The sequence below is a fragment of the Erysipelothrix piscisicarius genome, from assembly GCF_003931795.1.
Classification (GTDB): Bacteria; Bacillota_I; Bacilli_A; order Erysipelotrichales; family Erysipelotrichaceae; genus Erysipelothrix; species Erysipelothrix piscisicarius.
Map to the genome: position 1 here is coordinate 802,525 of NZ_CP034234.1, position 18,379 is coordinate 820,903.

Here is an 18,379-nt window from a genome sequence, read left to right on the forward strand (position 1 = left end):
GGCCAAGGCCTGTTTTTTAAAAGGAGAAATGTGATGATACGAAAAACACAAATGGATGATTTACCTGCGATTTGGCATTTAATGAATGATTTAGAGGATACAGAGTTTCCCTATGAAGCATTTTGTACTGCTTTTGATGCGGTCTATTCCAATCCCTCCATGCACATGTTTGTGTATGAAGATAAACAGGAGGTTGTGGGGTGTTTGAATATGCGAGTGGATGTACAACTTCATCACAGTGGTTTGATTGCGGAAATTAATGATTTTGTGATGAATCCATCCTGTCGCGGTCAAGGTTATGGCGCGGCTTTACTGAATCATGCTGAATTATTTGCGATTAAAATGGGAGCACTTCAATTAGAGCTTACGACAAATAAAAAACGAAAACGAGCGCATGCATTTTATACAGCGCATGGCTTTGAATCAACCCATTATAAATTTGTGAAAATGCTTTAATCTTAGACGCATTGGTCTCTTGGAATAGATGTGATACAATGACAGTTAGCGTAACCCGTAAAGGAGTTTTTGGTGATCATATTAATCAGTGCATGGTTGGATGCTTTTCGCAATGGACCCGTCCAACTGAATACCGGCATTTACTTATACATTGCATTGTTTATCATGTGTTATTTTATGTACTTTCGAAAACAAGAACGTAGTGACTGTATTATAAACAGTCTGTTTTTTATCTATTTTTGTGGTGTTTTTGAAGTCGCACTGCTACCAATTTCGATGAATGATAAACAGATTATTGCGAATCAAGCACTCAAGTTTGGACTGAATTACAATACCCAGCCATTTTTCGTGGATCTTTTTGTTAGTCAGTATTCCAGTGATATGGATTATTTAATTCCAAATATTGTGATGTTGGTGCCGTTTGGTTTTTTAATGAATTATAAACTTAAAAAACCAAGTTTTATTAAAATTGTGCTATTAAGTATGACCTTCTCACTGTGTATTGAGATGACCCAACTTATGATGCAGTTAACGCTGTATACACGTCGTGTCGCGGATATTAACGATCTCTTATCCAATACCTTTGGTGGCATGATTGGCTGGGCCTTGTACACTCTATGCGCTCCTGCAATTGAAAAAATCTTCGCCCTAATACCCGCACGAAGATCTCATAATATTTAGACGCTTTGCGTCTTTTTTATTGCATGTGATGGAGGTCATTAACAATACCGCGAACACTATGAATTCAACCATCAAGTTTCGAAAGAGCATTGTTTATTTTTGTTTGCACCATATAATCCGCAAAAAAACCATCCATAAAATAATCTGCAAAGGTCCAAAAACCATTCAAATCACCAAGGTCATCAAAGGTACCGTGCACATCCCGTAATTCTTTACTGAATCGTTGTAGGAGAAACTGCGCATCATTCATATGTTGTTTTGCTTCATTAATACGGTTATGTTTGATCATTGTCACAAACATTCCTCCCCCAAACATATCAAACAGGCCCCAATCCGATGCTTTCTTTAATTGAGCACGTGATTGTTCCAATTGATACAAGAGTTGTTCTCCAGCTTGAATTGCTTCTTGAATTTCAACATATTGTTCTGTCATAACGCGACCTCCATCATTTATAGATTGAGTATATCGTAAGGGAAGCCGGAATAACGTAAAAGGTGCTTAACAGTCGTATTTACGTACTAATTGACCCATTTACGTAAAAAAATGATTTCTGATAAGCGTCCTTCGTGGTTTATAAGCATGGCACCAACGAGTGAAAGCAGCCCTAAATCGAGAAATAAGTCTTTTAAATCAAAAGAGAATTGTGTTAATGATTGCGTGGTATATTGAATCCAATCAAAAGAACCACCCCATAAGGTTTGATCGAGAATGGATGCAAGGGTTGCGCTTAAAATAAGGGCAATGCTGATGCGGTAATGACCATCAAGTCGGCGGTTATCGATACCAACATGGTAAATTAAATACATTACAATCATGAGCAATATGAACCGCGCATCATCAGCATAAAATGAGCTGAAATACTAAGGTTAAATGTATCTTTTAAGAAGTGGTTTATCCAGCTTAAATCGGTGTTTATTTGTGGATGGATTTGCAGCGAATCGCCCCAGAGATAAAGCGTTGATTGATTCAAAGTCGAAGCAACATAATACTTGCTTCCTTGATCAACAAGAAGAAAGCCAAATACCCATAAAACAGTTTTCATAAGAATCCCCCCTATGCATGATAATTATAGGTTGGATGTGTGATATTTAGGTGCAAAAAAAACACTAAAGTGTTGTACTTTAGTGCTTTTAAGCCCCTTTAACTAAATCAAATGCTTTTTGTGTAATGGTATCAACGATCGATCCACGTGTTTCTTCTTTGACGTCTTGTGACGTTAAAGCGTGATTTAAATCGTTAACAACATCAAATGATTTATTACCAATCATGGTTTCCATTAATGATTTTACAACCTTAACACCGGTATCCATACTTAATTGTGATGTAATGGCCTGGATGATTACATCAAAGAATTGATTCCCTTTGTTGCTTTCTGTTTTTGTGAAATGGGAAAGGGCTTGGTTCATAAGATTTTGGACTAAATCTTCTTGACCTGTTTTCTTCAACATTTCAGTAACCATTGCGGAAGGATTGCTTGCAAGACCCATCAATGATTTCACATCGAAGTTATCCATGAGTGCATCGGTTGTTTCATCTTGTGGTAAAAATTGCTTTACCAAATCTTTTAAATTTGCCATATTTTTCTCCTTGTTTTATCTATTATAACGGATAAAAACATGAACAATGAGTGAAACGCTTGAAAAATCATGAAATTATTACCCACCCTTTGTTTACAATCCGAATGTTAAACAAAAAGTTGTTATCATAAAGCTAATATTTGAGGGGATATTTATGAAGATAATAACAAATGTTTGGTTTTTTCTTGCAGTGCTTTCCGCTATTATTACGTGGATTACAATACCGTAAGGAAGTGTTCGTGGGCTTTATTGTACAATCGTCGTTGTTAACGCTTTTGATGGAAAACAAGAAGTCTTGCGATGGGATTATCAAATGAGTGCAGTTTTAGATTTATTTGCGAATATGAAAAACCAAGTTTATGAAAAGGCGTTTGCGAATGTTTACCAAGTGTCCACCATCGCTTTGGAATGGGCAATGATGATCAAACATTCATCCAAACTGTCTTCTGTTTCGCTTCGAGACTTATTACGGTTTTCTACGACACGTACAGCGTTTGAAATTATGTATGCGACCACTTGGGATCAAAACCGACGCAATCCATAAAATATGAGATGATTATCAAAGACGGGGGAAATAAAACTTGATATAATGAGAACGATTAAGGAGGGCTTATATGCAAAGATTTAAAATTAAATGGCTGTTGTTTGCAAGTGCAATGGCGTATGCGTATTATTCATTTTTCTATAAGTCACCTACTTTAGGGATTCCCATTGCGGTATTTACAATCTTACTTTCTTGGTTTTTTTTGGAATGCTATTTTGATTTTTTATATCAAAAACGTAGATTAACATTTAAGTTTAATGAACGCATGATTATTGGACTTTCGTCAATTTTAATCTTAGTGGGTATTACGGGAGGGGATTTGATGGGATTATCCCGTTTACACCTCTTAATCTTCTCAAGTCTTTGGCTGGGGTTGCTTTTATTCAGTGCGTTGTATTTATTGCGTCATGCTGCCATTGATCCCCGCACACGGGTTTTAAATCAATTTGTGGAGCAGATGCTTCACATGTCAGAATTTGGACTCCAATGCATGCATACGCTTTATCAGGCCATGGTTTTGACGGATTCCACGTTTCCCATTGACAACCTCATCTTAACAATCTATGCGGATTCCTTAAAATATGATCATCTTGATTTTGAAATCCCATCCCCAAAATTAGAACATTTTATGATTCAAAATGTTGCGCCTAATCACATCGAACAGCTTTTAAACCATCATGTGTTAGAGAATCACTTTGAAGGGATACAAGCTGAGATTCAGCGTACGTTAAAAGATGTTTTAGAAGATGGAACGTTTGAAGTTACAGGAATCTCACCGCTTTATCGCATCGTTGTCTTTGCTTATGCGTTTAATCAAATAATAATACTTGACCGATCCCAGATGGATGTTCATGCTTATCAAATGCGGCGCCTTGATGATGCTCGCAATAAGAAACAGTATCATAGATTAATGCGTCACCGCGATGCCTTTGGTATTTTACAAGTATTCCGCGATACCCACATCTAAACTTATTCACCGCGCGAATCGAAATCGATAAATAAAGCCCTTATTCAAATTCAACTGAATAAGGGCTTTATGTTATGACTTATTTCTGATTATATACGAGAATAATTTCACGGTCATAATGACTTTCCGTCCAACCGATTAAGTGTTGACGGGATGTACGGTTGGCATGGGAGTGACCGAGATACTCAACATCCTCTTGATTAATAAATCGTTCCATTTGTTCTAAAGCATCGAGCGGTGCTTCGTTTTGATGACTATGGTCATGAAAAACTTTCGTCTTAATCATAAAGCCTCCTTAAGATTGAGCATTCACAGTTCTTAAAATATTTTCTGTACAACGAATCATCTCTTTCAGCGCTTCTTTTGCTTCCGTGATGTTGCCTTGAATTAAAAAATCAACGTAAAGATGATCAAAGAAATAATGAGAAATGGTATGAAATGGCGTGGTATCAAGGGTACGGGGGTTGCTTTGATCAAACGCTTCCAGTTCACATTCAAATTGGCGAGCTAAATCTTTTACATGCGCAAGATTTGCTTCTGCAGATTCGATTATATGATATTTGGTAAATGTCATATAATAATTCCCGCTCAAAAGATCAAGAAGACCCCAATTTGATGCACCATCCATCGTTGCCAGTGCATTTTCAAGTGCCCGTTTTAATTCATTACCCACACGCATTAATTCATCACAATGACGTTGTTGCATGAAAATCACCCCTTGTATCTGTATTATACCATAAGATTTTTGCTGTTATTCACACAAGATTGTGAAGATATTGTTAAAGTAGAAATTAGGAGGATTGTATGGAAAATTTTAAAACAATACGTAATCGTCGCAATGACCGCTCATATAAGTGGATGGAGATGGAACAGAATGCGCCCAACCATGGTGTTGATGCATTTCCTTTTACAGTCGCGGATGTTGATATGTATCATCCCAAAGCCCTCACCGAAGGGTTAAAGGCTTATCTGGATGATATGGTCTTTGGATACACGGCACCAAGCATTTTGTATTATGAGGCCGTCATCAGTTGGTATCAAAGACGCCATCAATGGGAACTCAAACAAGATTGGATCCTTCAAGCACCCGGAGTTGTCGTGGCGATTAATCATGCCCTCAAAGCGTTTACTAAGGAAGGGGATGGGGTGATGATTATGTCACCTGTTTATTATCCTTTTAAACGGAGCATTGAGAATTTAAAACGTAAGGTGGTTGAAACCACGCTTGTCGAAGTGGATGATGTAATCGTCATTGACTTTCAAGATTTTGAAGCGAAAGCAGCAGATGCAAACACAAAAGTATTGTTACTGTGTAGCCCCCATAATCCAGTTGGTCGCGTATGGAGTGAACATGAACTCAAACAAATTGAAGCAATCTGTGATAAATACGATGTACTCGTTTTCTCAGATGAAATTCATGGTGATTTAATCATGCCCGGGTACAGATTTATACCTTATGCAACCTTCAGCAAAACAGCACGTCAACACAGCATCACCTTTGTATCCGCAAGCAAATCGTTTAATTTTGCAGGGCTCCACAATGCACATGTGATCATTCCGTCACAATCACTGCGAAATCAATATCGGGATTCAGTAACGCAAGATGGAGGATCTTTGAATACAAATGTCCTCGGGCTTGCTGCAACTCAAATTGCCTATACACAATGCGAATCATGGTTTGATGAATTTGTTTGTTTGATTGCAGCAAATCATCAACTGGTTAAGTCATTTATCGCGCGTGAAAACATACCAATTCGTGTAGGTCCACTTGAAGGAACTTATCTTCAATGGCTCGATTTCCGTGATTCAGGATTGACGGAAGCGGAGCTTATCGAAAAGCTTCAGGAACACGATGTGTTTTTGAGCCCGGGCTCAAAATTTGGTGAATCGGGCCAAGGGTTTATACGTATGAATCTAGCCTGTCCCCAATCAATTTTAAAGGCAGGTCTTAAGCGAATCCAATCTGCAATTCAAGAGTGATGAATTCATCACTCTTTTTATGTATAATAAGATAAAGATTGGAGTTTTATATGAAAAATATTGTTGTTGTTGGAGGCGGCCCATCGGGGATGATGGCTGCAATTTCGGCGAAGAAAAATCATCCTCACGCCCATGTTATTTTATTGGAGCGTAATGAACGTTTGGGTAAAAAATTACGTATGACCGGTGGCGGCCGCTGTAATGTTACGGCGAATGTGAGTAATTAAGAAGTAATCAAACATGTTCCTAAAAATGGTAAATTTCTCTTTTCAAGTTTGACGAATTTTAATCCGCAAGATATTCAGTCTTTTTTTCCTGAAAATGGCTGTCCTTTAAAGATTGAAGATCATCACCGTGTTTTTCCAGAAAGTAACAAATCTCAAGATATTGTGGACGCCTTAAATCGAAAACTTCAAAATTCAGATGTGGAAGTACATCTTCATGCATTTGTAACCGGAATTGATACGGATCGGAATGTTGTTTATACAGAAGCAAAAAAATTCCCTTATGATCATCTGATTCTTGCGACGGGAAGCCGTACTTTACCCGGAACGGGTTCAGATGGTAACGGCTATGCCTTATCAGAATCGATTGGGCACTCAATTACGGACTTAGTGCCTGCTGAGGTTCCTTTAGTTTCCAATGATCTATTTGTTCAAGAGAAGACCTTACAAGGGCTGTCCTTCCATGATGTAACCATTCATGTTTATAAGGGTCAAAAAATTAAGCACAGTATTACGCATGATCTTCTGTTTACGCATTTTGGAATATCAGGACCTGCGGCATTACGGGCAAGTTTTTATGTCATGCGCATTCTCGATAAGGAGAGTCCTGTCAATTTAAGTATCGCTTTCTTGCCCAATGGTTCACTTGAACAACTACAGCTTCATGAGGATTGGGAAGCATTTGTACAAGAAAAAGGCATTCCAAAGCGCTTAATCGCGTACTTCAAAACATTCTGTAAGAATGATCATGAGATAATTCAAACACTTAAGAAATTTCCAATGACCGTTTATGCTACACGTGGGTTCGCACATGCATTTGTTACGAATGGTGGCGTCAATCTTAAAGAAATTGATCCAAAGACAATGCGATCAAAAATTAATCCAACCATTTCATTTTGTGGGGAGTTGATGGATTATAATGCATATACTGGAGGATTTAATATTACATCCGCTTTTTCAACAGGCTATACAGCAGGGCTTTTTGCGCTCGAAGATTAGTACACTACGGTGTGCTTTTTCTTTGTTCAATAAAAGTATCGTAAAGGACAGTATATAGGTACAATAACAATTCATTCCATGTTATTATTATAGAAAAGGAGGTCCTATGTCACATCATCAGCAAAATCAAAATGATCATTCTGAAACTCTGAGCGCACATGTAAAGACACAAACCTTTTTGCCCAGCGAATCTAATAAGAATCGGACGCGTTGTGTGATTATCTTGTTGATTCTCGGTTTTATTTCTGTTGGCGGTTATTTTCTTTGGGATCATATCTATCGCATTACGAAAATTGATCCATTTGCCAATGTAAGTGTTCGATTTCAAGGGGATGAAGAAGGGGCAAGCGGCTACATTGATATCAATAAAAAATTAATTGAGTCCGATCCACAGCTCAATCGCGTTCACAAAGCGATTAAGTATTCGCTAGAACCAAATGAAAATTTAAAAATTGGCGATCGTGTTGTTTTAAAAGCGCGTGTTCCCGAGTCTACGCAACGTTTTATGGACTCCAATAAACTTGTATTTACGGCTACTGAAAAAGTATTTACCGTTCAAGAAATTCACAATGAGGTAGTGTTTGATCCTTTTGATGGTTTTAAATTGCGATTTAGTGGAACCAATGGTGAAGGCATTGCGGAATTGGATACATCAGGGGTTACGCTGGCTGATGATACGATGAAGGAATTGTTTTCGATGTTAGAGTATGCCATTGTCAATCCATCTGAATTATCAATTGGAGATTCTGTAACTGTTACGGTAAAACCTTCTACAGCAGGGAAAACGTTTATGTTAGAACATCAAATTATGTTGGCACAAACAAGTATGGCTTTTGATGTAGATGCGTTAGCGGTCGTACCTAAAAACATTGAGCACATTAATAATCTGGATGTGCTTCGAAGTGATGCGAAAAAACGTGTCGAGGAAACGGTTAATGCGGACGCGCAAGAAGTATATGTTTGTTATGGAATTCTCCCTAAGAACATCACAAATGCACGTGATCGTGACTCGCAACAATCCTATGTAAATGGGACATTGATGTTTGTGTATCAGTATGAACATAAACATAAAGCATATGCGATTGCTTCAGGTTATACAAACTTGATGCTGGAAGGGGACCAAATTGATGAGTCGATGCTGATGCCGATGCAACCTGTCTCAAATCAACAATCCTTGGAAAATGTTTTGCTTGAGCTTCAAGATAACAACCTTACCTGTTCTCCAACGTCTTAATGCCTTCGGGCATTTTTTTATACGCAAACGGTTTCGATTTAAGATTGATTAATATATTTCAATGCTATACTTGCGTCGAAAGGAGTTAGCAATGAAATTTAAAGCAATATTACTTACAATAATTGGTTCGTTTTTAATCATGCCTGTGGCAGCGGATGATGCAATGGATGCAGCCGCACGTCAGCACTTACGTGACAAATATACGATTCATGAAGATAGTTTTAGACCTGTTATCCAACTGTTTGAAGATGGTTCGCAAGCGTTTGTCTGTGACAAGGTAGAATTGGACTACTATTTCACACTCTTACAAGATGATTTGGATGAAGGGATTGATAATTATCAGAATTATGCCTATCTCATTGATACAGGACGGGAGGATCCTGTAATTCGTACAAATCGTTATGATATGAGAGGTTTAGTCCGAAAACAAGCAATTTCTATGCCTCAATATGATGCGTCGTTACCGAATCGACTCCCGTTTAAAATTCGAAGTCTTAAAAAAGATGAGGGAACGACACAATGGTATGTGGATGTTAATGATGATTATCGAGGTGTTCAAAAAGATGGTAAAGGGATGGTGGGATATGATTTGTTCCTCAGTCCATTCCATATTGAAAATGATGATCATAATAATTTGCTGTTTAAGGAACTTGTGGATATCGCGGTGGTGGTTATTCGTCCAAGAGCAGGGCAGGAACCGGATGTAAAACGGTATACACTCTCTAAGTCAAGACCATCGATGAGCTTTGAAGGAGGTCGCATTGAAGTGACTCTCGAGCAAGGAATGAAACACATTCGCCTTGTGGATGATGGCACCTATGGATACGGTCAATTAAAGTTTGAGGTGGAAGGAAGCAGCGCATCCGTTACCAAAGATCCAAGCAAACCTTTGAACGATTTACCCATGGGAATTCGAGCACGTTTTGATTTTTTTGATCAAAAACGTAAAGGGAAAGAATTTGATAAGCTGGATGAAGTTCGAATATTGGAAGAACATCAAACACCGATTGGTCAAATGGTTCATCATGTGTATAGCAATGATCGCAAACCGGGATGCAGTTTATCAGACTTAAAGGAAAAACATGATAAACGTGTGGATGCTCTTGTAAACCGAATGGTAAGTCGATTCAATCAACTTGATGAAAGTACCAAGCAAAGTTTGAGTGAAAAATATTCGGTCAGGACGAGTCAAGCGTTAGCTGATTTAATGGAGCACTATGATCTGAATATCTATCCATTTAATCCAAAGCCTAAAGCCCTTATATCAATGACTCCAAAAACAACTGAGGATGTTTTGACTCAACCAACGGATTTAAACGATCCTGTGGGTCAAGCCATCGGGGAACCAGATCAATCGAAAACATTACATGTTGAATCATCTACAAGACTTCAAAATGTAGCGCCTGCTCCTCAAGCGGGCGCAAGTGCAGTGGCTAAGCATACGATTCAAGCGCCACGTTATCCCATTAAGTTAACGGAGTCACTACCACCAGTCAATTCGATCATTGAACATCAGGATCACCTTGAAATAAAACCTGTTGAATTGTCCACAGAACTTCAACATGAAAGATTACGTCATCGAGTAAGGCCAAGACATTCTGTAACAGATACGGTGAAAACGACACGTTCAGCCCTTAGTTTATTAGAGCCAGAAAAAGGACAGTCAAGTAATCTTAAAGCAACCATCGCATCTGCAATGGTTGTATTGAAAGATGGGAAAGCAGGGAAGATTGAGCCTTCATCGCATTCGGATATGCATCACTTGGTAACTGAGATGTTAAAGCAAGAACAAAATTTCGAAACGACTCAATTGCCATTGGCACAACAAGGCGGTAACGTTGATACACAAACTCAAAATCAATTGGTGTCATTGGAACTTAAGCGTCTACTTGTTCGAAATGCGAATGCGAATCAATCCATTGCATCTCAACCGCATCAAAGCATACCAACAGCCACATTCAACATTTCGGGAGACAAGATGGGTGTTCAAAATCCAATGGAAACCGTTAAATCGGAAACTCATGCGAATCCACAACAGATGTTACCATCGCAATCTAACGCTTCAAAACAACAAGATCCCCTTTACAGTAAACCGAAGCACTTACCCGCTACGGGTGTGGCAGAGCAATCTTCTTGGTTTCTAGGCTCCTTACTGTGCGTCCTAGGTATCTTGTTACGATCAAAACGATAAAAAAAAGACCCAGGAAGCAGGGTCTTTTTCATATTATTATATTATTTGTGCTATCGACTAAGACGGGATATAGGCTATAGCATTGCGCTTACTGATAGCAGTGTAATTAAGGAAGAGCGACGTAAACGTCTATCTGCTATCATAACTTAACCTTAACTATATCGGAGAATTAAGATTGAGTTGACCCTTACGATTGGAAGCCGGTAGAAGGGCACTGAATTGTGATAAAGGAGAAATTACAAGTTGTAAGACACAGATTCAGTGTAATATTTGGAGAAATGTTTATACGAATGATTTGTGGAGCCTTCGTATAAATAATTATTTTACTAAGCAGCTAATACTGATTTAAGGTATTCAGCAATTTCTGCATCTTGACAGCTTTCAAAGAATAATTCTTTGAATTCAGGATAGTCAATTGTTTCTTTTAAGAAGTCTTGATCGATTTCTTTAAGGATTTTAATTAATGGTTGGTGTGTAACTTCTTTAACACCATCTAAGATTTTTTTGTTGCGTTGTTCAGGGATAACGCGATCTTTAGGATATCCACCACCAAATGATTCTGAGAATAATTTTTCGAATGTGTAGTTAAGGTTTAATTCTCCACCCCAACCGAATCCTTGTGCAAATGGCATTGCAATACAGTTACCATCGTTTACTTGACCGAATAGGTAAGCGTCTAATGGGTTTGTAACGTGTCCACAAAGTACATTTGGGAATGAGTTACATGCTAACATAGCGCCTTGACCTGTTCCACATCCTGTAACAACAAAGTCAACTGCTTTTGTTGTTAATAAGATTGAAGCAAGAAGACCGTTTTTAACATATGTTAATTGGTGTTCTTGTTCACCGTTGTACATACCGTAGTTTACAACTGTGTGTCCAGCTTTTTCAGCCTCTTGTGTTAGTGATGCTAAGATAATTCCGTTTTTAGCAGCTTGTGAGTTTTCGTTAATTAATGCGATTTTCATATTTAATCCTCTTTCTAATAATCCACGTGATGTGTCCACCACGTGGCGTTCGATACATCGTTTTGGTTTTAAACTATGCTGGTTGTTTACCAATGTAAGCTAAGATACCACCATCAACATAAAGGATGTGTCCGTTTACGAAGTCTGATGCTTCTGAAGCTAAGAATACAGCAGGTCCCATTAAATCTTCTGGTTTACCCCAACGTGCAGCTGGTGTTTTTGAAATAATGAAGCTGTTGAATGGATGTCCATCAACGCGTCATGGAGCTGTTTGAGGTGTCTCAATATAACCAGGTCCAATTCCATTACATTGAATATTGTGTTCACCGTATTCTGATGCAATATTCTTAGTAAGCATTTTTAAACGACCCTTAGCAGCAGCATAAGCACTTACTGTTTCACGTCCAAGTTCACTCATCATTGAACAGATGTTAATGATTTTACCGTGTCCTTTTTCGATCATTGAAGGAAGAACAGCTTTTGACATGATGAATGGTCCATTAAGGTCGATGTCAATAACTTGACGCCAATCTTCTACAGACATTTCGATCATTGGTACACGTTTGATGATTCCAGCGTTATTTACAAGAATATCGATTGTTCCAACTTCTGTTTCAATTTGTTTGATCATTGCTGTAACTTGTTCTTCATTTGTTACGTCACATACATAACCATGAGCTTTAATGCCTTCTGCTTCGTATGCTGCAAGTCCTTTGTTTACAAGGTCTTGATTAATATCGTTAAATACGATTGTTGCGCCTGCTTCAGCATATCCTTGAGCTAAAGCAAAACCAATTCCGTATGATGCTCCTGTTACAAGAGCGATTTTTCCGTCTAAACGGAAGTTTTCCATTTTAAAGTTACTCATATTTAATTCCTTTCCTATCGTTGTACACGGCCTGAACCGTCACCTTTAGCAAGTGTTTCCACTTCCTGAACAGTAACACGGTTGTAATCACCCTCTACAGAGTGTTTTAGACAGCTCGCTGCTGTAGCAAACTCAATTGCATCTTGAGGTGCATAATCATTGAGCATGGAGTAAATTAATCCAGCACCCAATGAATCGCCACCACCAACGCGGTCTACAATACGAACGTTATATTTCTTTGAGAAATAAGCTTGATCGCCTGTATAAAGCATTGTTGACCAATTGTTATCACTTGCTGAGATGCTTTTACGTAATGTGATTGCAACTGCTTTAAAGTTAAAGCGCTCGTGAAGTTGTTTTGCAACATCAATATAACCATCATGGTTGATTTCACCTGTTGTGATATCTGTGTTTGAAGCTGAAATTCCAAATACATCGTGTGAATCTTCTTCGTTAGCGATGACAACATCAACATACTCCATTAATTCACCCATTGTTTTATTTGCTTGTTCATTACTCCATAACTTCTTACGGAAGTTAAGATCCCAACTTACAGTTAAACCGTGTTTTTTAGCTGCTTTTGCAGCTTGTAGTGTAATCTCGGCTACGTTTTCACCTAAAGCAGGTGTGATTCCTGTTGTATGGAACCAGTCGTATCCTTCAAAAATTGCATCCCAATCAAAATCTTCTGGTGTTGCTTCAGCGATTGCGGAATGTGCACGGTCATAAACAACTTGACTTGCACGTTGTGAAGCACCTTTTTCCAAGAAGTAGATACCAACACGATCGCCACCGCGTGTAATCTTGCTTGTATCGACACCGTAACGACGTAAATCGTTAACAGCGTTTTGTCCAATTGCATGTGTTGGTAATTTTGTTACAAATGCTGCGTCCACTCCAAAGTTTGAAAGTGAAACGGCAACGTTTGCTTCGCCACCACCGTAAGTCGCTTGATATCGATCAGCTTGCGAGAAACGGAGGTAACCTTCTGGAGCAAGACGAAGCATAATTTCTCCAAATGTAATTACTTTTTTCATTTAAATACCCTCTCTACATCTTTACGTCAGGATTAATCAAATGAATGGCAAATCCTGCGATTTCTTTATCTAAGTATGCAAAGTTGATTTTGTTTGTTTTCTTATTGCGAGTAATTGTATCTTCTACAACATGGATGCCTTTTTTCTCTAATTGATAAAGAGCACGTTCTGGGGAAGGTGTGTAAATTCCAAAGTGTCCGTGTTCACCACGTCCAACTGAGTTTAGGAATTCAAAACCGCGACCTGCGAAATGACTCTTAGGTTTTCCATAATACTTAAATCCAAACAAATTACATAATACTTCAGCATTTTCTTTGGCTTCTTCACTAGTGTTGTTATTGAAACCAATATGAATTAATTCATATGATAACAATGCATCCACTGCCTCACGGCTTAGGCGTTCAACAGTATCCCAATCTTTAGCTGCAATCGCATCAGCAGGCAACATGAAGCTACCACCAATAGCATTAATGCAAGGTAAAGCTAAGTAATCATGCATGTTCTTAGCATTAATTCCGCCTGTTGGCATAAATGTAATGTCAGCATACGGTGCACTGAGGTCTTTGATCTTCTTAGCACCACCACTTGATTCTGCAGGGAAGAACTTAACGTTTGTCAATCCATAAGAGATTGCTGTTTCAAGTTCTGATGCTGTAGAAATTCCAGGTAATACAAGAACATCATTTTCAACACACCATTTCACAACGTCATGATTAAATCCAGGTGTTACAATGAACTGTGCCCCAGCCTTGATTGCAGTTTCGGCTTGGGAAACTGATGAGACGGTACCCGCTCCAATTAACATATCTGGTAATTCTTTAGCGATGATTTCGATTCCGGGGAACGCAAATTCACTTCGGAATGTGATTTCCATACAATCGATGCCACCGTTATAAAGTGCTTGTGCCATTGGCAACGCATCTTCGATTTCAGTTATTTTAACTACGGGAACGATACCGATTTTTTCAACTCTATTTAAAACTTCACTCATATAGTAGTCTCCCTTTTATTTTGACCAATGTCCAGTCGGTCTCTAGCAAACCAGCTAAGACAATAATAGGTGAGTAAACCGGTTTTGTCAACTGGTTTACCAAAAAAATAATGTTTCGCCTATATATTAAGGACTAAATTGTGAAAAAAATGATAATTTCACATGAAAGCGGTTAGATTTATTAAAAAAAACCGTTGACATGACAAAATTCAAGGGCTATAATGCGTATGTCCAGTAAACCAGTTTATAAACGTTTTTCAAGGAGGTACTTACATGGAAAAGCATATTAAGCAAGTGACCATTGAGCCAATCCGCGATATTGATATTTTCAAGAATGCAACACTGCTTACAAAAGAAGAAGTGAAGCAAGCAATTGAAGATACCATTAAAAAGATTGATCTCAATATGGAGCACATTGGTGAGCGCTTCCCATGGTCAGCAACAAAAGATCTGAAATATCCGATCATCGATAATATCGAATGGACAGACGGATTTTGGACCGGTCTATTGTGGTTGGCGTATGAATACACAGGTGATGAGAAGTATCGTGAGCTCGCAGATAAAAATGTTGATTCTTTCCACCATCGTGTTGTAAATGATATTGAAATTGATCACCATGATCTTGGATTCCTATATTCATTATCATGTGTGGCAAGTTACAAACTAACAGGTTCTGAAAAAGCGAAAGAAGCTGCTGTTTTAGCGGCTGATAAGCTCCTTACCCGTTGGCAAGAAAAGGGAGAATTTATACAAGCCTGGGGCGAGTATAACAATCCTGAGCATTACCGTTTCATTATTGATTGCTTATTGAACATCCCACTATTATATTGGGCAACAGAAGTTACGGGTGATGACAAATATGCGGATATTGCAGAGCGTCATTTCTACACAAGCTGTCAATACGTAATTCGTGATGATGCAAGTGCATTCCACACATTCTACATGGATCCTGAAACAGGTGGTCCAGTACGTCGAGCAACACGTCAAGGTTATAATGATGAATCATCCTGGGCACGAGGCCAAGCTTGGGGTGTATATGGTATTCCATTAAACTATCGTTATACACATGAAGACGAAGTGTTCCCACTGCATGAAGGAATGACAAATTATTGCTTAAACCGTTTACCAAAAGATTTCGTATGTTATTGGGATCTCATCTTTACAGATGATGATAACCAATCACGCGATTCAAGTGCTGCAGCGATTGCAGTATGTGGTATGCTAGAAATGATCAAATATATGAAAAATGATGAACTTAAAACTGTGTATGAGGGAGCATCACACACAATCTTAAGATCGTTGATCGACAACTATACAAAAACAACACATGAACCAGGAAATCCAGTGCTTTATCACGGTGTCTATTCATGGCACAGTGGAAAAGGTGTGGATGAAGGAAACATCTGGGGCGACTACTATTATCTAGAAGCTCTAATGCGTCTTTATAAAGACTGGGAATTGTATTGGGAAGAAAGAGGTAAAATTATGAGTACTCCAAATATTGTAATGACACGTATCGATGAACGTCTCGTTCACGGTCAAGGTCAGCTTTGGATTAAATCACTTGGCGTTAACACCGTTATCGTGGCAAATGATGAAGCTGCACAAGATGTCATGGCTCAGACACTCATGAAAACTGTAATTCCAAAATCAGTTGCAATGCGTTTCTTCCCCGTTGACAAAGTTATCGAAGTTATTCATAAAGCGTCTCCACAACAATCCATTTTCTTGATTGTGAAAGATACAAAAGATGCTTTACGTTTAGTTGAAGGTGGTGTTCCAATTTCAGAGATCAATATTGGAAACATTCACAATTGTGAAGGCAAAGAAAAAGTTACACGTTCAATCTTCTTAGGTGAAGATGATAAAGACTGCCTAAGAAAAATGGTAGCAAAAGATATTGCTTTCAACACTCAAACAACACCTAATGGTGGAGACGGTGCAGCACCAGTTGACATCCGTAAATATATTTAAGCATTAAGGCAATAACTATTTATTTCTAAAAGGAAAAGAGAGGAATTTAATAATGAATATTACATTATTTCAAGCGATACTAATCGGTCTATGGACTGCATTCTGTTACGCAGGTATGTTATGGGGTATCTACTCAAACCGTGCTTTATTCTTAGCATTTGGTGTTGGGTTAATCTTAAACGGAAGTCACCCAGGTGCACTTCAAACAGCTTTACAAGTTGGTGCTATTTCTGAATTAGCATTTATGGGATTCGGTGTTGGAGCCGGAGGAACTGTTCCACCTAACCCAATCGGTCCTGGTATCATCGGTACATTGATGGCGATTACAAACCCTTCAATTACACCTGAAAGTGCATTAGCATTGTCAATTCCATTTGCTGTTGCAATTCAATTCTTACAAACATTTGTTTACACAATCCGTGCTGGTGCTCCTGAGAGTGCTGCAAAAGCATTAGAAAACAAAGATTTCAAGAAATTCCGTATGACTACAAACTTTACAGTATTACTATTTGCTATCGTAGGTTTCCTATTAGGATTCTTAGGTGCTTACAGTATGGAACTTCTAACACAACTTGTTGGATTAATTCCAGAATGGTTATTAAAAGGCTTAAACGTTGCTGGTGGTATGTTACCTGCAATTGGATTCGCAATGATCTTATCTGTAATGGTTAAGAAAGAATTAATTCCTTTCGTAATCTTAGGTTACGTATGTGCAGCTTACTTCCAATTACCAGTTATCGGTAGTGCTCTAGTAGGTGCTATCTTTGCAGTAAAACAATACAATGATTCACAAAACACAGTAAATGTATCAGGAACAGAAGTGGAGGCAGGTAACGATGACTGGATCTAATAAATTAACAAAAAAAGATTATTTTAAAACAACAGCACGTTCATACTTTTTACAAAACGGATTTAACTACAGTAACTACCAAGGTCTTGGTTATGCTTTAGTTCTTTATCCAGCATTAAGAAAAGTACATAGAAACGATGATGATTTCGCAGCAGCACTTGGTGCAAACTGTGAATTCTATAACACAAACCCTCAATTACTTCCTTTCATTACTTCATTACACTTAGTAATGGCTGACTCAGGACGTCCAATCAAGATGGCTTTAATGGGTCCTCTTGCTGGTATCGGTGATTCCTTATCACAATTTGCGATTGCACCACTTTTCTCAACAATCTTTGCATCACTTGCAATGGATGGTGTTTCAATTGCTCCGCTTCTATTCTTAATCACTATTAACGCTGTATTATTCGGTATTCGTTACGGACTGGGTGTTTATGGTTATAAAGTTGGTACAAGCATTATTGATAAATTAAGTGAAAAGATGGAACAAATCTCAACAGCAGCAAACATTGTTGGTGTTACAGTTATTTCAGGTCTTGCAGCTACATTTGTTAAGATGAAAGTTGATATTTCATTCGCAGCTGGAGAAATCCAAGAAGGTGTTAAACAATCAACCGTTAACATCCAAGGTCTTTTAGACAAAGTTGCTCCTGCATTGTTACCAATGCTTTATACAGGTTTAATGTACTACCTAATTAAGAAAAAAGGTTGGAATACATACAAACTTGTTATTCTTACAGTAATACTTGGTGTTGCCTTAAGCTTCTTCGGAATCTTAGCTTAGTATTTAACTTTAGAGAGCTACTTCGATAAGTAGTTCTCTTTTTTATTCATAAG

Annotated in this window: 19 protein-coding genes and 2 pseudogenes; 11 read left to right on the plus strand and 10 right to left on the minus strand. The window is 38.2% G+C overall.

Going from position 1 to position 18,379, the window contains the following annotated elements:
• Window positions 1-33 precede the first annotated feature (33 nt).
• Both EEI45_RS03955 and EEI45_RS03960 read left to right on the plus strand, forming a co-directional pair.
• Window positions 34-456 (plus strand): GNAT family N-acetyltransferase, encoded by a 423-nt coding sequence (locus tag EEI45_RS03955; RefSeq protein ID WP_125164229.1) that lies wholly within the window; start codon window positions 34-36, stop codon window positions 454-456.
• 72 nt (window positions 457-528) lie between these two features.
• Entirely contained in the window at window positions 529-1,137 is a 609-nt protein-coding gene (locus tag EEI45_RS03960; RefSeq protein ID WP_125164230.1) for a VanZ family protein, read from the plus strand.
• 64 nt (window positions 1,138-1,201) lie between these two features.
• Here the strand turns inward: EEI45_RS03960 and EEI45_RS03965 are convergent, their stop codons facing one another.
• The 4 genes from EEI45_RS03965 to EEI45_RS03975 form a co-directional block, all read right to left on the minus strand.
• Window positions 1,202-1,570 (minus strand): hypothetical protein, encoded by a 369-nt coding sequence (locus tag EEI45_RS03965; RefSeq protein ID WP_125164231.1) that lies wholly within the window; start codon window positions 1,568-1,570, stop codon window positions 1,202-1,204.
• A gap of 86 nt (window positions 1,571-1,656) precedes the next feature.
• Complete coding sequence (locus EEI45_RS09160) at window positions 1,657-1,953, minus strand: signal peptidase II (RefSeq protein WP_228410540.1); 297 nt, start codon at window positions 1,951-1,953, stop codon at window positions 1,657-1,659.
• On the minus strand, window positions 1,950-2,180 hold the full coding sequence (locus EEI45_RS09165) for a hypothetical protein (protein ID WP_228410541.1): 231 nt from the start codon (window positions 2,178-2,180) through the stop codon (window positions 1,950-1,952). Before EEI45_RS09165 ends, EEI45_RS09160 begins: the two co-directional genes overlap by 4 nt.
• 88 nt (window positions 2,181-2,268) lie before the next feature.
• Window positions 2,269-2,715 (minus strand): hypothetical protein, encoded by a 447-nt coding sequence (locus EEI45_RS03975; RefSeq protein ID WP_125164232.1) that lies wholly within the window; start codon window positions 2,713-2,715, stop codon window positions 2,269-2,271.
• A gap of 313 nt (window positions 2,716-3,028) precedes the next feature.
• Here EEI45_RS03975 and EEI45_RS03980 point away from each other — a divergent pair, with 313 nt between their 5' ends.
• Both EEI45_RS03980 and EEI45_RS03985 read left to right on the plus strand, forming a co-directional pair.
• Complete coding sequence (locus tag EEI45_RS03980; protein WP_125164233.1) at window positions 3,029-3,259, plus strand: hypothetical protein; 231 nt, start codon at window positions 3,029-3,031, stop codon at window positions 3,257-3,259.
• A gap of 70 nt (window positions 3,260-3,329) precedes the next feature.
• Window positions 3,330-4,226 carry a hypothetical protein gene (locus EEI45_RS03985; RefSeq protein ID WP_125164234.1) on the plus strand — a complete coding sequence of 299 codons (897 nt, stop codon included), beginning with the start codon at window positions 3,330-3,332 and terminating at the stop codon, window positions 4,224-4,226.
• Between the two features lie 79 nt (window positions 4,227-4,305).
• On the opposite strand, the gene EEI45_RS03990 is transcribed toward EEI45_RS03985, so the two are convergent.
• Both EEI45_RS03990 and EEI45_RS03995 read right to left on the minus strand, forming a co-directional pair.
• Window positions 4,306-4,512 (minus strand): hypothetical protein, encoded by a 207-nt coding sequence (locus tag EEI45_RS03990; RefSeq protein WP_125164235.1) that lies wholly within the window; start codon window positions 4,510-4,512, stop codon window positions 4,306-4,308.
• 9 nt (window positions 4,513-4,521) lie between these two features.
• Window positions 4,522-4,932 (minus strand): hypothetical protein, encoded by a 411-nt coding sequence (locus EEI45_RS03995; protein WP_125164236.1) that lies wholly within the window; start codon window positions 4,930-4,932, stop codon window positions 4,522-4,524.
• 98 nt (window positions 4,933-5,030) lie between these two features.
• On the opposite strand from EEI45_RS03995, the gene EEI45_RS04000 reads away from it, so the two are divergent.
• The 4 genes and pseudogenes from EEI45_RS04000 (at window position 5,031) to EEI45_RS04015 (ending at window position 10,854) form a co-directional block, all read left to right on the plus strand.
• Entirely contained in the window at window positions 5,031-6,206 is a 1,176-nt protein-coding gene (locus EEI45_RS04000; RefSeq protein ID WP_125164237.1) for a MalY/PatB family protein, read from the plus strand.
• Window positions 6,207-6,256: 50 nt separating this feature from the next.
• A pseudogene (locus EEI45_RS04005) lies at window positions 6,257-7,429 on the plus strand (NAD(P)/FAD-dependent oxidoreductase).
• 106 nt (window positions 7,430-7,535) lie between these two features.
• Window positions 7,536-8,663, plus strand: a complete 1,128-nt coding sequence (locus EEI45_RS04010) for a hypothetical protein (RefSeq protein ID WP_125164238.1) — start codon at window positions 7,536-7,538, stop codon at window positions 8,661-8,663.
• A 91-nt stretch (window positions 8,664-8,754) separates the two neighbouring features.
• Window positions 8,755-10,854, plus strand: coding sequence for a hypothetical protein (locus EEI45_RS04015; protein WP_125164239.1), 2,100 nt, complete (start codon window positions 8,755-8,757; stop codon window positions 10,852-10,854).
• Between the two features lie 326 nt (window positions 10,855-11,180).
• Here EEI45_RS04015 and EEI45_RS04020 read toward each other — a convergent pair whose 3' ends face one another.
• The 4 genes and pseudogenes from EEI45_RS04020 to EEI45_RS04035 form a co-directional block, all read right to left on the minus strand.
• A complete protein-coding gene (locus tag EEI45_RS04020) occupies window positions 11,181-11,822 on the minus strand; it encodes an RpiB/LacA/LacB family sugar-phosphate isomerase (RefSeq protein WP_125164240.1) in 642 nt (213 codons plus the stop codon).
• 73 nt (window positions 11,823-11,895) lie between these two features.
• Window positions 11,896-12,690: pseudogene (locus tag EEI45_RS04025) on the minus strand (gluconate 5-dehydrogenase).
• Between the two features lie 14 nt (window positions 12,691-12,704).
• Window positions 12,705-13,727 (minus strand): sugar kinase, encoded by a 1,023-nt coding sequence (locus EEI45_RS04030; protein ID WP_125164241.1) that lies wholly within the window; start codon window positions 13,725-13,727, stop codon window positions 12,705-12,707.
• Window positions 13,728-13,740: 13 nt separating this feature from the next.
• Complete coding sequence (locus EEI45_RS04035; protein WP_125164242.1) at window positions 13,741-14,718, minus strand: bifunctional 4-hydroxy-2-oxoglutarate aldolase/2-dehydro-3-deoxy-phosphogluconate aldolase; 978 nt, start codon at window positions 14,716-14,718, stop codon at window positions 13,741-13,743.
• A 273-nt stretch (window positions 14,719-14,991) separates the two neighbouring features.
• Here EEI45_RS04035 and EEI45_RS04040 point away from each other — a divergent pair, with 273 nt between their 5' ends.
• The 3 genes from EEI45_RS04040 to EEI45_RS04050 are packed head-to-tail and all read left to right on the plus strand — an operon-like array spanning window position 14,992 to window position 18,326.
• Window positions 14,992-16,692: a PTS sugar transporter subunit IIB gene (locus EEI45_RS04040; RefSeq protein ID WP_164503753.1), complete on the plus strand. Its 1,701-nt coding sequence runs from the start codon at window positions 14,992-14,994 to the stop codon at window positions 16,690-16,692.
• Window positions 16,693-16,744: 52 nt separating this feature from the next.
• Window positions 16,745-17,542, plus strand: coding sequence for a PTS mannose/fructose/sorbose/N-acetylgalactosamine transporter subunit IIC (locus EEI45_RS04045; protein ID WP_125164243.1), 798 nt, complete (start codon window positions 16,745-16,747; stop codon window positions 17,540-17,542).
• Window positions 17,529-18,326 (plus strand): PTS system mannose/fructose/sorbose family transporter subunit IID, encoded by a 798-nt coding sequence (locus EEI45_RS04050; RefSeq protein WP_125164244.1) that lies wholly within the window; start codon window positions 17,529-17,531, stop codon window positions 18,324-18,326. Before EEI45_RS04045 ends, EEI45_RS04050 begins: the two co-directional genes overlap by 14 nt.
• Window positions 18,327-18,379 lie beyond the last annotated feature (53 nt).

Coding starts and splice junctions, on each gene's coding strand:
- EEI45_RS03955 (WP_125164229.1), top strand. CDS start 34: ATGATACGAAAAACACAAATGGATGATTTACCTGCGATTTGGCATTTA.
- EEI45_RS03965 (WP_125164231.1), bottom strand. CDS start 1,570: ATGACAGAACAATATGTTGAAATTCAAGAAGCAATTCAAGCTGGAGAA.
- EEI45_RS09160 (WP_228410540.1), bottom strand. CDS start 1,953: ATGATTGTAATGTATTTAATTTACCATGTTGGTATCGATAACCGCCGA.
- EEI45_RS09165 (WP_228410541.1), bottom strand. CDS start 2,180: ATGAAAACTGTTTTATGGGTATTTGGCTTTCTTCTTGTTGATCAAGGA.
- EEI45_RS03975 (WP_125164232.1), bottom strand. CDS start 2,715: ATGGCAAATTTAAAAGATTTGGTAAAGCAATTTTTACCACAAGATGAA.
- EEI45_RS03980 (WP_125164233.1), top strand. CDS start 3,029: ATGAGTGCAGTTTTAGATTTATTTGCGAATATGAAAAACCAAGTTTAT.
- EEI45_RS03985 (WP_125164234.1), top strand. CDS start 3,330: ATGCAAAGATTTAAAATTAAATGGCTGTTGTTTGCAAGTGCAATGGCG.
- EEI45_RS03990 (WP_125164235.1), bottom strand. CDS start 4,512: ATGATTAAGACGAAAGTTTTTCATGACCATAGTCATCAAAACGAAGCA.
- EEI45_RS03995 (WP_125164236.1), bottom strand. CDS start 4,932: ATGCAACAACGTCATTGTGATGAATTAATGCGTGTGGGTAATGAATTA.
- EEI45_RS04000 (WP_125164237.1), top strand. CDS start 5,031: ATGGAAAATTTTAAAACAATACGTAATCGTCGCAATGACCGCTCATAT.
- EEI45_RS04010 (WP_125164238.1), top strand. CDS start 7,536: ATGTCACATCATCAGCAAAATCAAAATGATCATTCTGAAACTCTGAGC.
- EEI45_RS04015 (WP_125164239.1), top strand. CDS start 8,755: ATGAAATTTAAAGCAATATTACTTACAATAATTGGTTCGTTTTTAATC.
- EEI45_RS04020 (WP_125164240.1), bottom strand. CDS start 11,822: ATGAAAATCGCATTAATTAACGAAAACTCACAAGCTGCTAAAAACGGA.
- EEI45_RS04030 (WP_125164241.1), bottom strand. CDS start 13,727: ATGAAAAAAGTAATTACATTTGGAGAAATTATGCTTCGTCTTGCTCCA.
- EEI45_RS04035 (WP_125164242.1), bottom strand. CDS start 14,718: ATGAGTGAAGTTTTAAATAGAGTTGAAAAAATCGGTATCGTTCCCGTA.
- EEI45_RS04040 (WP_164503753.1), top strand. CDS start 14,992: ATGGAAAAGCATATTAAGCAAGTGACCATTGAGCCAATCCGCGATATT.
- EEI45_RS04045 (WP_125164243.1), top strand. CDS start 16,745: ATGAATATTACATTATTTCAAGCGATACTAATCGGTCTATGGACTGCA.
- EEI45_RS04050 (WP_125164244.1), top strand. CDS start 17,529: ATGACTGGATCTAATAAATTAACAAAAAAAGATTATTTTAAAACAACA.